The sequence below is a fragment of the Escherichia sp. E1130 genome (genome assembly GCF_005781065.1).
GTDB lineage: Bacteria > Pseudomonadota > Gammaproteobacteria > Enterobacterales > Enterobacteriaceae > Escherichia.
In genome coordinates, this window is the sequence record NZ_VATL01000009.1 from 193062 (window position 1) to 207341 (window position 14280).

General features: G+C 53.0%; 15 protein-coding genes. 5 read left to right on the plus strand and 10 right to left on the minus strand.

What is annotated here, in order from left to right; all coding sequences use genetic code 11:
• Positions 1-28 precede the first annotated feature (28 nt).
• The 3 genes from FEK66_RS10165 to topB all read left to right on the plus strand — a co-directional run bounded on the left by FEK66_RS10165 (position 29) and on the right by topB (position 3706).
• Positions 29-580: an NAD(P)H nitroreductase gene (locus tag FEK66_RS10165; protein WP_135494027.1), complete on the plus strand. Its 552-nt coding sequence runs from the start codon at positions 29-31 to the stop codon at positions 578-580.
• A 116-nt stretch (positions 581-696) separates the two neighbouring features.
• Entirely contained in the window at positions 697-1740 is a 1044-nt protein-coding gene (gene selD, locus FEK66_RS10170; RefSeq protein ID WP_001295485.1) for a selenide, water dikinase SelD, read from the plus strand.
• Between the two features lie 4 nt (positions 1741-1744).
• Entirely contained in the window at positions 1745-3706 is a 1962-nt protein-coding gene (topB, locus tag FEK66_RS10175) for a DNA topoisomerase III (protein ID WP_138211459.1), read from the plus strand.
• 102 nt (positions 3707-3808) lie between these two features.
• On the opposite strand, the gene gdhA is transcribed toward topB, so the two are convergent.
• Complete coding sequence (gene gdhA, locus FEK66_RS10180; RefSeq protein ID WP_130259869.1) at positions 3809-5152, minus strand: NADP-specific glutamate dehydrogenase; 1344 nt, start codon at positions 5150-5152, stop codon at positions 3809-3811.
• Between the two features lie 296 nt (positions 5153-5448).
• Between gdhA and FEK66_RS10185 the strand changes: the two genes are divergently transcribed.
• On the plus strand, positions 5449-5721 hold the full coding sequence (locus FEK66_RS10185) for a YnjH family protein (protein ID WP_130208347.1): 273 nt from the start codon (positions 5449-5451) through the stop codon (positions 5719-5721).
• On the opposite strand, the gene FEK66_RS10190 is transcribed toward FEK66_RS10185, so the two are convergent.
• Positions 5687-6094, minus strand: coding sequence for a pyrimidine (deoxy)nucleoside triphosphate diphosphatase (locus tag FEK66_RS10190; protein WP_131161157.1), 408 nt, complete (start codon positions 6092-6094; stop codon positions 5687-5689). The genes FEK66_RS10185 and FEK66_RS10190 overlap by 35 nt on opposite strands.
• An 87-nt stretch (positions 6095-6181) precedes the next feature.
• On the opposite strand from FEK66_RS10190, the gene FEK66_RS10195 reads away from it, so the two are divergent.
• Positions 6182-6802: a CDP-alcohol phosphatidyltransferase family protein gene (locus FEK66_RS10195; protein WP_130208343.1), complete on the plus strand. Its 621-nt coding sequence runs from the start codon at positions 6182-6184 to the stop codon at positions 6800-6802.
• Between the two features lie 8 nt (positions 6803-6810).
• Here the strand turns inward: FEK66_RS10195 and ynjE are convergent, their stop codons facing one another.
• The 8 genes from ynjE to FEK66_RS10235 form a co-directional block, all read right to left on the minus strand.
• Complete coding sequence (gene ynjE / locus FEK66_RS10200) at positions 6811-8118, minus strand: thiosulfate sulfurtransferase YnjE (RefSeq protein WP_138211460.1); 1308 nt, start codon at positions 8116-8118, stop codon at positions 6811-6813.
• Between the two features lie 66 nt (positions 8119-8184).
• Positions 8185-8838 carry an ATP-binding cassette domain-containing protein gene (locus tag FEK66_RS10205; RefSeq protein WP_130208339.1) on the minus strand — a complete coding sequence of 218 codons (654 nt, stop codon included), beginning with the start codon at positions 8836-8838 and terminating at the stop codon, positions 8185-8187.
• Entirely contained in the window at positions 8838-10373 is a 1536-nt protein-coding gene (locus tag FEK66_RS10210) for a thiamine ABC transporter permease (protein ID WP_135494022.1), read from the minus strand. The genes FEK66_RS10205 and FEK66_RS10210 overlap by 1 nt, the downstream gene beginning before the upstream one ends.
• Positions 10346-11512 carry an ABC transporter substrate-binding protein gene (locus FEK66_RS10215; RefSeq protein WP_135494153.1) on the minus strand — a complete coding sequence of 389 codons (1167 nt, stop codon included), beginning with the start codon at positions 11510-11512 and terminating at the stop codon, positions 10346-10348. The genes FEK66_RS10210 and FEK66_RS10215 overlap by 28 nt, the downstream gene beginning before the upstream one ends.
• Positions 11513-11521: 9 nt before the next feature.
• Complete coding sequence (locus tag FEK66_RS10220) at positions 11522-12070, minus strand: carboxymuconolactone decarboxylase family protein (protein ID WP_130208335.1); 549 nt, start codon at positions 12068-12070, stop codon at positions 11522-11524.
• Positions 12070-12777, minus strand: a complete 708-nt coding sequence (locus tag FEK66_RS10225; protein ID WP_135494020.1) for a TVP38/TMEM64 family protein — start codon at positions 12775-12777, stop codon at positions 12070-12072. Before FEK66_RS10225 ends, FEK66_RS10220 begins: the two co-directional genes overlap by 1 nt.
• A 14-nt stretch (positions 12778-12791) precedes the next feature.
• Positions 12792-13469 carry a lipoprotein YdjY gene (gene ydjY, locus FEK66_RS10230; protein ID WP_135494018.1) on the minus strand — a complete coding sequence of 226 codons (678 nt, stop codon included), beginning with the start codon at positions 13467-13469 and terminating at the stop codon, positions 12792-12794.
• Positions 13470-13473: 4 nt separating this feature from the next.
• Positions 13474-14184, minus strand: a complete 711-nt coding sequence (locus FEK66_RS10235; RefSeq protein ID WP_131161163.1) for a TVP38/TMEM64 family protein — start codon at positions 14182-14184, stop codon at positions 13474-13476.
• Between the last annotated feature and the right edge of the window lie 96 nt (positions 14185-14280).

A 14280-nucleotide genomic window follows, 5' to 3' on the forward strand; every position in this document is an offset into this window, starting at 1 on the left:
AATAAACATCATGACAGGAGTTAATCAAATGGATGCACTCGAACTATTGATCAACCGCCGAAGCGCCTCACGTCTGGCTGAACCTGCGCCGACTGGCGAACAACTGCAAAATATCCTGCGTGCCGGAATGCGTGCACCGGACCATAAGTCCATGCAACCGTGGCATTTTTTTGTGATTGAAGGGGAAGGCCGCGAACGTTTCAGTACCGTGCTGCAACAGGGGGCAATTGCTGCGGATAGTGATGATAAAGCTATCGACAAAGCCCGTAATGCCCCATTCCGTGCGCCGCTCATCATCACCGTGGTGGCGAAATGTGAAGAAAATCATAAAGTCCCGCGTTGGGAGCAGGAGATGTCTGCGGGTTGCGCGGTTATGGCGATGCAAATGGCGGCGGTTGCCCAGGGCTTTGGCGGCATCTGGCGTAGTGGCGGGTTAACCGAAAGTCCGGTGGTGCGCGAGGCGTTCGGTTGTCGGGAGCAGGATAAAATTGTCGGCTTTCTCTATCTCGGCACGCCGCAATTGAAAGCGTCAACGTCGATTAACGTTCCGGATCCGACGCCGTTTGTGACTTATTTTTGATAATTTTCGCAAAACTGTCTGGATTATGAGCAAAGGCGCAGGAATTCAGACACTCTCACTTATCACTTCACGGAATGAAGGTTACCATACCCGGATTGCATTGACAGGAGATGTCCATGAGCGAGAACTCGATTCGTTTGACCCAATACAGCCACGGAGCAGGTTGCGGCTGTAAAATTTCCCCAAAAGTGTTGGAAACCATTCTGCACAGCGAGCAGGCGAAGTTTGTTGATCCGAATTTGCTCGTGGGAAACGAAACCCGCGACGATGCGGCAGTATACGATCTTGGTAATGGCACCAGTGTCATCAGCACCACCGATTTCTTTATGCCGATCGTTGATAATCCTTTCGATTTTGGTCGCATTGCGGCGACTAACGCCATCAGCGATATCTTCGCGATGGGCGGCAAACCGATTATGGCCATTGCGATCCTTGGCTGGCCGATTAATAAACTTTCCCCGGAAATTGCCCGCGAAGTGACCGAAGGTGGCCGCTATGCGTGCCGTCAGGCGGGGATTGCGCTGGCAGGTGGTCACTCCATCGATGCGCCGGAGCCGATTTTTGGTCTGGCGGTTACGGGGATCGTACCGACCGAGCGAGTGAAGAAAAACAGTACCGCACAAGCCGGATGCAAACTGTTCCTGACGAAACCTCTGGGGATTGGCGTTCTCACCACGGCTGAGAAAAAATCACTGCTCAAACCAGAGCATCAGGGGCTGGCGACGGAAGTGATGTGCCGGATGAATATCGCAGGTGCGTCATTTGCCAACATTGAAGGCGTAAAAGCGATGACCGACGTCACCGGTTTTGGTCTGCTGGGCCATTTGAGCGAAATGTGCCAGGGGGCAGGCGTGCAGGCTCGCGTCGACTATGAAGCGATCCCGAAACTGCCGGGCGTGGAAGAGTACATTAAACTGGGCGCTGTGCCGGGCGGCACCGAACGCAACTTTGCCAGCTACGGACATTTGATGGGCGAAATGCCGCGTGAAGTACGCGATCTGTTGTGCGATCCGCAAACTTCAGGTGGCCTGCTGCTGGCGGTTATGCCGGAAGCCGAAAATGAAGTCAAAGCTACCGCAGCCGAGTTTGGCATTGAACTGACGGCGATTGGCGAGCTGGTGCCTGCGCGTGGCGGTCGTGCCATGGTTGAGATCCGTTAATTCAATGCGGTTGTTTATAGCCGAAAAACCGAGTCTGGCACGCGCTATTGCTGATGTCCTGCCCAAACCGCACCGTAAAGGCGATGGCTTTATCGAGTGCGGCAATGGTCAGGTGGTGACCTGGTGTATCGGTCACCTGCTTGAGCAGGCGCAGCCAGACGTCTACGACAGCCGCTATGCGCGCTGGAATCTGGCGGATTTGCCGATTGTCCCGGAAAAGTGGCAACTGCAACCGCGCCCCTCCGTAACCAAACAACTTAACGTCATTAAACGCTTTCTGCATGAAGCCAGCGAAATTGTTCATGCCGGTGACCCGGATCGTGAAGGGCAATTGCTGGTGGATGAAGTGCTGGACTACCTGCAACTGGCACCGGAAAAGCGCCAGCAAGTTCAGCGTTGCTTGATCAACGACCTGAACCCGCAGGCGGTTGAGCGGGCGATTGATCGTCTTCGCTCCAATAGCGAGTTTGTACCGCTATGCGTTTCTGCACTGGCGCGAGCGCGTGCCGATTGGCTATACGGTATCAATATGACCCGCGCGTATACCATTCTCGGTCGCAATGCTGGCTATCAGGGTGTGCTTTCTGTTGGGCGCGTACAGACTCCCGTTCTTGGGCTGGTGGTGCGGCGCGATGAAGAAATAGAAAACTTCGTGGCAAAAGATTTCTTTGAAGTCAAAGCGCACATCGTGACGCCTTCCGATGAACGATTTACTGCCATCTGGCAGCCGAGTGAAGCGTGCGAGCCGTACCAGGATGAAGAAGGGCGCTTATTGCATCGCCCGCTGGCGGAGCATGTGGTTAACCGCATCAGCGGTCAACCGGCTATTGTCACCAGCTATAACGATAAACGGGAATCAGAATCCGCGCCGCTGCCGTTTTCGCTTTCGGCGTTGCAGATTGAAGCGGCAAAACGCTTTGGTCTGAGTGCGCAGAACGTGCTTGATATCTGCCAGAAGCTATACGAAACGCACAAGCTAATCACTTATCCGCGTTCCGATTGTCGTTATTTGCCAGAAGAACATTTTGCCGGACGCCACGCGGTGATGAATGCCATCAGCGTTCATGCGCCGGGACTATTGCCGCAGCCGGTGGTTGACCCGAATTTACGCAACCGCTGCTGGGATGACAAAAAGGTCGATGCTCACCACGCCATTATCCCGACCGCGCGTAGTTCTGCCATCAACCTGACGGAGAACGAATCGAAGGTCTATAACCTGATTGCTCGTCAATACCTGATGCAGTTCTGCCCGGATGCGGTGTTCCGCAAGTGTGTTATCGAACTGGAAATAGCCAAAGGCAAATTTGTCGCTAAAGCCCGTTTTCTTGCCGAAGCAGGCTGGCGCACGCTGTTAGGCAGCAAAGAGCGCGATGAAGAAAACGACGGCACACCACTGCCTGTAGTCGCGAAAGGCGATGAGTTGCTGTGTGAAAAAGGTGAAGTGGTAGAGCGGCAAACCCAGCCGCCACGTCATTTCACCGATGCGACCTTGCTCTCCGCGATGACCGGGATTGCGCGCTTTGTTCAGGATAAAGATCTGAAAAAGATCCTTCGTGCGACCGATGGTCTGGGGACAGAAGCGACCCGAGCAGGGATTATTGAACTGTTGTTCAAGCGTGGTTTCCTGAGCAAAAAAGGGCGCTATATCCACTCCACCGACGCCGGAAAAGCGTTATTCCATTCGCTGCCAGAAATGGCTACGCGACCGGACATGACCGCACACTGGGAATCGGTGCTGACGCAAATCAGCGAAAAGCAGTGTCGCTACCAGGACTTTATGCAGCCGCTGGTGGGGACGCTATATCAGCTAATTGATCAAGCCAAACGTACGCCGGTGCGGCAGTTTCGCGGCATAGTGGCTCCGGGCAGTGGTGGCAGTGCTGATAAGAAAAAGGCTGCTCCGCGTAAACGTAGTGCGAAAAAAAGTCCGCCAGCAGATGAAGCGGGCAGTGGAGTGATAACATAAAGGTCGGATGCCTGAATCCCAACTCACTGATACAGCACCTTTCGTAGGCCGGATAAGGCGTTCACGCCGCATCCGGCAGATGCCTGATGCGGCGCTAATGATTTAAATCACACCTTGCGCCAGCATCGCATCGGCAACCTTCACAAAACCGGCAATGTTCGCGCCCTGTACGTAGTTGGTTTGCTCACCTTCACCACCATGCTCAACACAGGCATGGTGGATATCCAGCATGATGTGATGCAAACGGGCGTCAACTTTCTCGGCTTTCCAGCCCAGACGCGCAGCGTTTTGCGCCATTTCCAGGCCCGATGTTGCTACACCGCCAGCATTAGCCGCTTTACCCGGAGCAAACAGTACGCCTGCCTGCTGGAACAGTTCAGTCGCTTCGATGGTGGTTGGCATATTTGCCCCTTCGGCGACGGCTTTAACGCCATTGGCGATAAGCTGATGCGCAGCGTCTACATCCAGTTCGTTCTGGGTGGCGCAAGGCAGGGCGATATCAACCGGCACGGACCACGGCTGTTGGCCTTCGAGATAGACCAGGCCAAATTCTTTGGCGTAATCTGCCACTCGACCATCGCGGCTGGCTTTGATTTCGATAAGACGCGCCAGTTTCTCTTTTGTGAATCCGCTTTCATCAACCACTGTGCCGCTGGAGTCTGATGCCGTGACCACGCGAGCGCCAAATTCCATCGCTTTTTCGATAGCGTACTGGGCGACGTTGCCGGAGCCAGAAACGGAAACGCGCATTCCTTCAAAACCCATACCGTGGCGTTTCAGCATCGCTTCTGTGAAATAAACCAGACCGTAACCGGTGGCTTCCGGGCGAATAAGACTGCCGCCAAAAGAAAGACCCTTACCGGTGAAGACGCAGGCGGTATTGTTAGACAGCTTTTTCATCATCCCTGCCATAAAGCCCACTTCACGACCACCAACGCCGATATCACCTGCCGGAACGTCGGTATCCGCGCCCAGGTGGCGATACAGTTCGGTCATCAGTGCCTGGCAGAAACGCATCACTTCGCCTTCGCTTTTCCCTTTCGGGTCGAAATCGCTGCCGCCTTTACCACCGCCCATCGGCAGGGTAGTCAGGGCATTTTTGAAGGTTTGCTCGAAGCCAAGGAATTTAAGAATGGAGAGGTTAACTGAGGGATGGAATCGCATACCGCCTTTGTACGGGCCGATGGCGGAGCTGAACTGCACGCGCCATGCGCGGTTGACCTGCACCTGGTTGCGATCGTCAACCCATACCACGCGAAACTGGATCACGCGCTCCGGTTCAACCAGGCGCTCCAGTAACGACATCTGGCGATATTGGGGATTTTGTTCAAGAAAAGGCCAGAGTGTGGTCATTACTTCACGAACGGCCTGCGCGAACTCGGTTTGATTCGGGTCGCGCTTTTGTACATGGTTGAGGAATGACTCCAGAGAATATGTCTGATCCATAGATATAAAACCCTTATATATTAAGACGATTGTGCGTATGTTGTTTGTTTTGCAGTTTTCGACTATACCATCAAGAATGTGACGGTAAGCAAGTAAAAAATGGCACCGGAAAGCAAATTAATAATGTGAGGAATTTATAAACGCCGCCTAATGTCGGATACATCTTCTTCGGCCTACCAAAATGGGGACATTTGGTGGATAAGGCATTCACGCCGCATCCGGCAACCAGACGCTAAAGTTTTCCCGCCAGGTTACCGTTATCAGTGGCAGAGACAACGAAATATAAGGAGTTTCCTGTGAATCGAGCATTGCTCGCTGTAGCGTTGGTATTCCCGTTTTTTGCGCTGGCTAATCAGCATTATCGTCCGGATGTGCAGGTAAATGTGCCGCCGGAAGTGTTTAGTTCTGGTGGGCAGTCGGCGCAGCCCTGTAACCAGTGCTGCGTTTATCAGGATCAAAACTATTCTGAAGGGGCAGTGATTAAAGCAGAGGGAATACTGTTGCAATGCCAGCGGGATGATAAAACCATTAGCACTAATCCGCTGGTCTGGCGGCGCGTAAAGCCATAAACGCCTTTAATAGTGGAATGTCAGCAGGGGCCAGCGGATATTGCATCGCCTCTTCAGGTGAGCACCAGACCAAAGCCTGATGCTCATGTGCCTGTAACGTCCCGTGGAAGTCGGGTACGTGCCAGGCATGAAGATTGATAATACGCCCTGAAACTTCCCGCTGGTGGCTGGCTACATATTTCCCGATGATAGCATCGATACCGAGCTCTTCACGCAGCTCGCGTATCAGCGCCTGCGGCTGGCTTTCCCCTGGTTCGACTTTACCACCAGCAAATTCCCATAATCCCGCTTGATCGCTATGCGCTGGGCGTTGCGCGATTAAAATTTTGCCATCCCGTTCGATAATGGCGGCAACAACATCAATCATTTCCATAAATTACACACGGTCGAATACAGGAAAAATGCCATAATATCCGCAGTGTTGCCCGAGCTGAAGGGTTTTATTTCTTAAGGAGTACCCGTGTTAGACCGCCATCTTCATCCCCGAATTAAGCCTTTGTTGCATCAGTGCGTGCGGGTTCTGGATAAACCTGGCATTACACCTGATGGTTTAACGTTAGTGGGATTTGCCATCGGCGTGCTGGCACTGCCGTTTCTGGCACTGGACTGGTATTTGGCGGCGCTGATTGCCATTTTACTGAACAGGTTGCTTGATGGTCTGGACGGTGCGCTGGCGCGGCGCAGAGGGTTAACCGACGCGGGGGGCTTTCTCGATATTTCGTTGGATTTTCTTTTTTACGCGCTGGTACCGTTCGGGTTTATTCTCGCCGCACCGGAACAAAATGCGCTGGCGGGCGGCTGGCTGCTGTTTGCGTTTATCGGCACGGGCAGCAGTTTTCTCGCATTTGCTGCACTGGCGGCGAAACATCAGATTGATAATCCCGGTTATGCGCACAAATCGTTTTACTATCTGGGCGGGTTAACAGAAGGCAGCGAGACGATTTTGCTATTTGTTTTAAGTTGTCTCTTTCCGGAATATTTCCCGTGGTTTGCATGGATATTTGGCGCGCTTTGTTGGATGACAACATTTACGCGGATTTGGAGTGGATATCTGACGCTGAAGTCGCTTCAGCGTCAGTAATTGCCGTGTTATTGGCTACTGTCCGGGCCGCGTTCACCGGTTGCTACCGGATTTTTTGGATCGCTGCTCCATTCGTACCAGCCACCGTCATAAACGGAGACGTTATTCCAGCCCATGGCGCGTGCGTACATAAAGGTTTCAGACGCGCGCCAGCCGGTGCCGCAGTAGAATGAAACTTGCTGATCTGGTTTGATATTCCACGCTTTCCACATAGCGGCAATATCATCGGCGCTGCGCATGGTGCCATCTGGGTTATGGAAATCTTCCATATGGGTCGAGTCGCTGCCTGCGTGTCCCCAACGTGCCCCGGCTATTTCACCTTTTGGTTTAATGTAGCTGTAACCGCTGGTCGTACCGATAAATTCTGGCCACGAACGAATGCTCACCAGCGATGCATCCCGGCGATGCAGCAGCCCGCGAGCCTGCTCCATATCAAGCATCAGTTGTGGTTGCGCCGGGATCTTCACGCCGAAGTCTGGTTCCGCTTTCACTTTCGGTGGCGTACCGCGCTCAACGGGCAGACCTGCGTCGGACCAGGTTTGCCAACCGCCGTCCAGAAGGCGGACATCTTTCACGCCAGCGTAGAGCATAATTTGCGCCACGCGCGCTGCGGCGTAAACATCACGCCCGTACAGAATGACCGTGGTGTCATGACGAATGCCGTGCTTCGCCAGCATTGCTTTAAGCTGTTCGTCAGAGACTTTATTCCACAGTGGTTCGCTTTCCACTTCGTTGGTATCGATGTAGTCAGCGCCGGGAATATGGCTGATAAGGTAAAGCTTAGGTGCGCCCCAGGCCGCTTCGATCACTTTCCAGTCACCCGCAGGTTTCGCCGTAACTTCTTTACCTTGTTGCAGGTCATGCAGCCACTGCGGATATACCAGCTGTTCAAAGTGAGGCAGTTTTTGCAGTCGGGAAGGTTCGCTTAGTGCATCACTCAAGATAGAGATATGCGTAAAGCCTGCTTTTTGTAGTCGCGTTTTGACGGCATCGACATCTTTGTCATTACCGTACAGCGCCACCGGGGCATCCGTTTTCAGGTTATGTAGCTTGATCCACTTGTTGAGCTGCTCAGTGCTCATTTTGTCGAGCCAGCTTGCAGAAAGGTTTAAGGCGGCAGGTTCATGACCGGAAGGGCCATTTAGGGTTTGTGGCCAGCCGTTATAAAACGCGCTGGGGCGAGTATCAATCGCTTTGCCATTTTGTTGTTGAAGCTGGTCAAGTGTAAGAGGCTTCGCCAGTTCAGCGGCCCACGAAGAAGCGCAAGCCAGCCCTAAAGCCATTGCCAGCGCGGTCATTTGAGAAACACGTTTCATCGAAAATCCCGACATTGTAGTTTTGAGTGCGCCATTCTGAACTGACACATCGGGAAAAACTTTGCGTTATCGCAGTTTGTTGTAATTTTCTGACCACTGCGTCATATCCATAACGGGACTATCGGCAGGAACATCCTGAAGATCGTGGGTTACCTGAACGACGGGGATCGCCAGCTCGCGAACTTCATTGAATACCCACTGACGAAAATTATCGCGCAGAGCTACGTCAAGACGGCTGAACGGTTCATCAAGCAATAATGCCTTTGGCTGTGCGAGAAGGGCGCGCAGCAGGGCCACCCGCGCTCGCTGACCGCCTGATAATGTCGCAGGATCCTGGTGATAAGTTTCAGCCAGTCCCGCTCGCTCAAGCGCGTCTTTCACGGCATTGCGCCTGTCAGTCCCCTTGAGCGTCGACGGTAGCGCCAGCAGTAAATTTTGTCCGACGCTGAACTGGTCAAATAACAGTGCATCCTGGAAAAGAATGCCAATCTGACGCCGGGCGGTGGGCAGGGTATCGATACGTTGATCATTGAGCCATAGCTCACCTGTACAAGAAAATTGCCCGGCCAGCGCACCAATCATCCATGAAAACAGCGTAGATTTACCGCAGCCTGAGGGACCCATTAACGTGACAATGTCACCTTTATTGACTGTAAAGTTAACGTTTGTCAGCAAGCGGCTTTCTGGTAAACGCAGCGAAACATTTTTCACGCAGAGCATTAGCGGAGTCCTTGTCTGACATAACCTACCCATTTTGCGACTAACGCGGTCAGGGCAAAAATAATAAGCGGCAATAGCAGTTGCCATAAAGCCTGGGCGGCGAGAATACCGTTGCTGCCGCCGCTGCTTAGTGCCACCGCTTCGGTGGTGAGCGTCGAGAAACGTCCGGCTCCCAGCCACAGCGTTGGCATATACTGCGCAATACTGACTGAAAATCCGACAGCGAAGGCAATCAGCGCAGGGCGTAACATCAGCGGACATTTCACGTAAAAGAAGATTTTGACACGCGACCAGCCCAGTGTTTGCGCAATCAAAATTAACCGTGAATCAATGCGCTGCCAGGCGGGTTGCAGGATAAACAGCATCCACGGAATTACCCACAGCAGATGCCCCCACACCACCGCCGTCCAGCTACCATCCAGGTTGAGCCATAGCACCAGCGTGTACTGGCCTGCCACCAGTGGCAAGGCGGGTAATAAGATGGGCAACCATAGCCACAACTGGCGACGTTGTGGCCCCCATTCCAGCCACAGCAGCAACAGAACCAAAGCGATGAGTGTCGCCACCAGTCCCATTGTCAGGCTATTGAGCAGCGCCTCGTGATTGATCGTTGATTGATCCGCGAGGATCGCCAGCAGAATCACACACAGCACGCCAGTTAAGGGTAACAACTTCGCCAGCATCTTCCCTGGCAATAAAGGCGTGGATGGCATGCGAATGCCATCTTCCCGGGGGAGCGTGCATCGCCAGGCGCGCCATAACAGATAACCAAGCAAAACGTAGGCGGCGAGTAACAGCATCAGCAGCAGGCTGGCAAGTGCGCCTTTCGTTTGTTGATCGGCGTCGCCCTGGGTTAACCACTGCCAGCTAATTACCGCCAGCGTCGGTGGATTACCAGGCCCAAGAATAATCGCTACATCCACGACCGAAAGCGACCAGGCGACAATCGCCAGCATCGCCATTGCCAGCGCAGGCGCGACGAAGGGCAACAACAACCAGTTCAGACATTGCCAGCGGCTGTAGCCCAGCGAATCCAGTACAATAACTTGCTGCACCAGGCGTTTTTCACTCAGTGCTGCCGATAAGATCCACAGCAGAAATGCGCTTTCTTTCACCGCAAGGGTGAGGCCCAGACCGATACCCAATTTGTCCATCGGCGGAATGAGAAAAGGGAAAAACTGATAAACCAGGCCGCCGTCAGCAAACAGCAGCAGGGCGCTGGTGGCAAAAGCCACGTGGGGGATGGCGAGTAGCCACGGCAGACGGGCGCACATACGCTGCCATTTCGGCCCAGGCCATAGCGCTACTATCACCAGCAGGGCAATAAACAAAGCGCCGACCGCCGCGATGGTTGTCGACACCAGCGTTGCCAGTAATGCCTGTGGTAGCTGCGGATCGGCAAATAACATCTGCCAGTGCGTCAGCGACATGGCAGGTGTTATCAGCGTGAAAGCCGACGGAACCAGCGGTGCGTAAATCACCGCCATCACCACCCACAGCAAAAAAATTAATGCGTACCGTAACGGCGTAGCCATTCTTGTTCCAGCGCATTTACCCAACCAGCATGCGGTTCCGCCAGTACCGGCGGCAGATTCTGCGGCATTCTTGATTGCAATGTTTCACGCTGCCCGGCAGGTAGTTTTTGCGGATCGAGAACCGAAGGATCGCCCCAGACAGCGGGATCCGCTTTACGCAGTTGTGCTTCAGGTGACAACAGGAAGTTGGCGACGACTTTTGCCGCAGCACTGGCAGTTGCGTTGGCTGGAATGGTGACGAAATGCACGTTGCCAATCATTCCCTCGCTAAAGCCAAAGCTGTAACTGCTGGTGGGTAAATCGCCGCTGGATATTTTTTGCTGCGCATGTGCGGGGTTAAAGGTCAGCGACAGGCGCAATGTGCCGGCTTTCAGCAGAGCATCCATCCGCGCGGGCGAAGGCGGGAAATCCTTTCCTTCGCGCCACAAATACGGATGCAGTGCATCAAGATATTGCCACAATGGCGCAGTGACGCGGGCGAAAGTGGCATCGTCCGGCGCTTTTTTTAATGCAGCGGGATCGGGCGTCAGCATAATCAGCAGCTGTTCAAGAAACGCGGTGCCGGTAAAGTCCGGTGGGCGCGGATAGGTAACCGTACCAGGGGTGGCTTTGGCAAATTCCAGCAAGGATTGTGGCGTTTTCGGTGGCTGTGGTGTCTGATCGCGTCGGGCGATAAATGTCAGCTGTGCGCCGCCCCAGGGCGATTCCGCACCTTGTGTCGGCACAGAAAAATCTTCCCGCACTGGCAGCTGTGTGTCGATATAGCGCCAGTTGGGTAGCGTTTCCGCCCAGTCAGTTTGCAGTAAATTAGCCTCTTTTAAGGTACGGAAGTTTTCGCCGTTCACCCAGAGCAGATCCACCGAGCCGCCCGTTTTACGTCCGGCAGCAGCTTCGGTCTGAATGCGCTTCACCGCGTCTGCGGCATCCGCCAGACGAACAATCTTCAGGTTTATAGCGTAATGGGTTTTCATCTCGCCGCTAACCCAGTCGAGATAGCGGTTAATCGCGGTGTCGCCGCCCCAGGCGTTAAACCAGACGGTTTGCCCTTTGGCCTTATTTTTAATTTCCTGCCAGTCACTGGCATGTGTTGCCAAAGAAAACAGCGATAACAATCCCAGCAACCATACACAATGGCGCATCATCTCTCCTTAAGAACGTTTGTCAGGAATACGGCACAGCCCCTGAGCGGGAATGTCCATGGCAGAATTAAAACGGGCTGACAGATTTTGCAAGCCGATCAATGCCGTCAGCTCGGTGAGCGCCTGGGCGTCAAAATGCGTAGTCAGTCGGGTGCGCAGGGCATCATCGACCGTTGGCGGCGTAACGCTTGCCGCTTCGGCGTATTCCAGCGCCAGCCGTTCTTCGTCGCTGAAGAGCGGGCTTTGTCGCCAGTCAGCTACCGCCAGCAATTTATCGGTGCTGCCGGTACGCTCGGCGACTTTCATACTGGTGATATCCACGCAAAACTCACACAGACACATTTGCGCGATACGCGCGCTGACAAGCGATCGCACTACTGGATCGAGCGGTGAGCGTTTGCGCTCCAGCCAGCCAACAAACATCGACACCAGATAAAAGATAAACGGGATCCGCCCCCACCAGCGGATGGGGCTTAGCACCTCGCCGTAATGGCGACGATGCAGCCACGCCTGTGGACGTAAAATTAAAGGGATTTTGCTAAGCGGTGGTAACCCCATTAGGCATTCCTCTTCTGGCGCTCAAGCCATATTTTTTTCGCCATAAAAATCACCACGGTCAGAGCAAACAGAATAAACAGTCCGGTGACAAACCAGAAAGTACCGCCTGTTAACATGCTGCCCGCCCAAGAATAGACAATGGTTGCCGGTAACTGACCAAGCCCGGTGGCGATAAAAAACGAGCGAAAACGTATTGAAGTCAAACCGGCAGCATAGCTGATTGGATCAAAAGGGACAAAAGGCAATAACCGACATACCAGGATGGTGTGTTTGCCGTAGCGAGTGAAAAAGCCGTCCATACTGTCAAGCACGGTTTTGCCGGTTAACTTTTCCACCACTTCGCGGCCCATCACTCTGGCGATAAAAAAGCACAGTGCCGCGCCTGCCATCGAACTGGTCCACGACAGCAAGCCGCCCCAGAACGCGCCAAACAGCGACGCATTGGCAAAGGTGATCAAAAACGCAGGTAGCGGTGCAGCAATGGCCTGAAAAATCATCAACAAGAACGAGACAACTGCCGCTAGTGCGCCGTAAGACTGAATAAAGCGTTCTATACCCTGTTGGTCCACGGCGGCAAACGCCGCAACGCTGCGATTGATAAAATCATGGACGCCGGGAAGCAGCGCCCATGCCAGCAGCATCGCGAACAACAGGATGATGAGGGTTATGCGGTAGTACCAGATTTTACGCGATTGCATTTTCATCATCCTTTATCCTGGTTTTATTCGGCGATTTTAAAGGTAACCGTTGCCAGCGTGTTATCTGCCGGGAGAACCGAGGCATTGCCTTTGAATTTCACTTCGCTGCGTTTTTCCACCGCACCATAAGTGTATGTCGCATTGCTGACAATACCGACCGGGCAACTATCCAGACATACCAGGCAGCCCGTTTTTTTCTCTTCAGCTGCCGTTAAATTACCGCCAAAGCGCATGTCCAGTTTCTTGCCATTACTGTCAACAATCACGTCATCGAAGGAATACGCTTTTGCCGCCCCTTGCCAGTTAACTGAAATATCCAGTTTGCTGCCTGTGACATGAGTCGTTTCTTTATTATCCATCGTCATGTTTTCGCCCGGCATACCACCTGCCTCTTTCAGGGCTTCATAAAATGCTTTCGGCGTGGCATAACCTATAAACAGCGATTTATGTCCGTTGGAGCCATCTTTAAACACAATACCGTGGCGGGTATCGTCGGTGAGGAAACGCCCATTAATTTGTACCAGCATGGTTACCGTATGGTTATTTGCATCGACACGCAGCGGCTGGCTGTCCGAAAGCCCGTCGTATTCCACTTTTGCCGCCGTATTCTCTTTTTGATCACAGCCACTAAGCCCCGCAACGGCCAGTAAACACAGCGCAGCCAGTCCTTTTTTCCATGACACTGAATAATGTTGCAACATCGTTCTATCCTTCATTTTTTGTGTGAGTAAGTGGGCTGCGGCGCGAAGCAGACAGATCCACATGTTTGTGTCGGGCGTAGAGTTTGGCGAGCTGGACGAGAATAAACAGCGCCAGGCCCGCCAGACAGAGTTGTAAAATAAAGCGCAGCGTAATGCCTTCACTGGCAAGATCGCTGGCCATCACGGTATAAATCACTATTCCAGGCAGAGTGGTTAATGCCGAAATAAGGGTATAAGGCCAGAAGGCGATGGCGGTTAATCCGTAAGCGTAATTTTGAATATTGTATGGAAATAGCGGGATTAAGCGGGTCAGAATAAGAAAATCGATACCGTTACGCGTAATGCCTTTTTCAATAGCCTGAAAAGTGTGGCAATGACCGACGTATTTCAACAGTAAATCACGCCCCAGAAAGCGCGCCAACAGGAATGAGCACGACGAGGCCAGCGTGGCGGCAATTAACGAAAGTAGCGTTCCTGTTAGCGGGCCAAAAACTATTCCTCCAGCGATCACCAGTACGCTGCCCGGTAGCAGAAAGAGGGTGGCGATGATGAATAACAGAATATAGAGGCTATAACCGAACAATCCGCTCTGGCGAATGAGTGTCTGTAAGTGGGGTAAATCGGTGAGTAGATCGAATAAACCGAAAGCATGGATAGCGTAAATTATCAGCGCAAAAAACAGACAGGCAAAAAGAAATTTACGCTCAGCGTTCATCGTGGAGTTTCCTATATCAAACTTGATAATAGAGAAGTGGTCAGACAACTAAAAAACGCAGTGACGGTATAACAAAGGACGGCGGGCAACAAATCA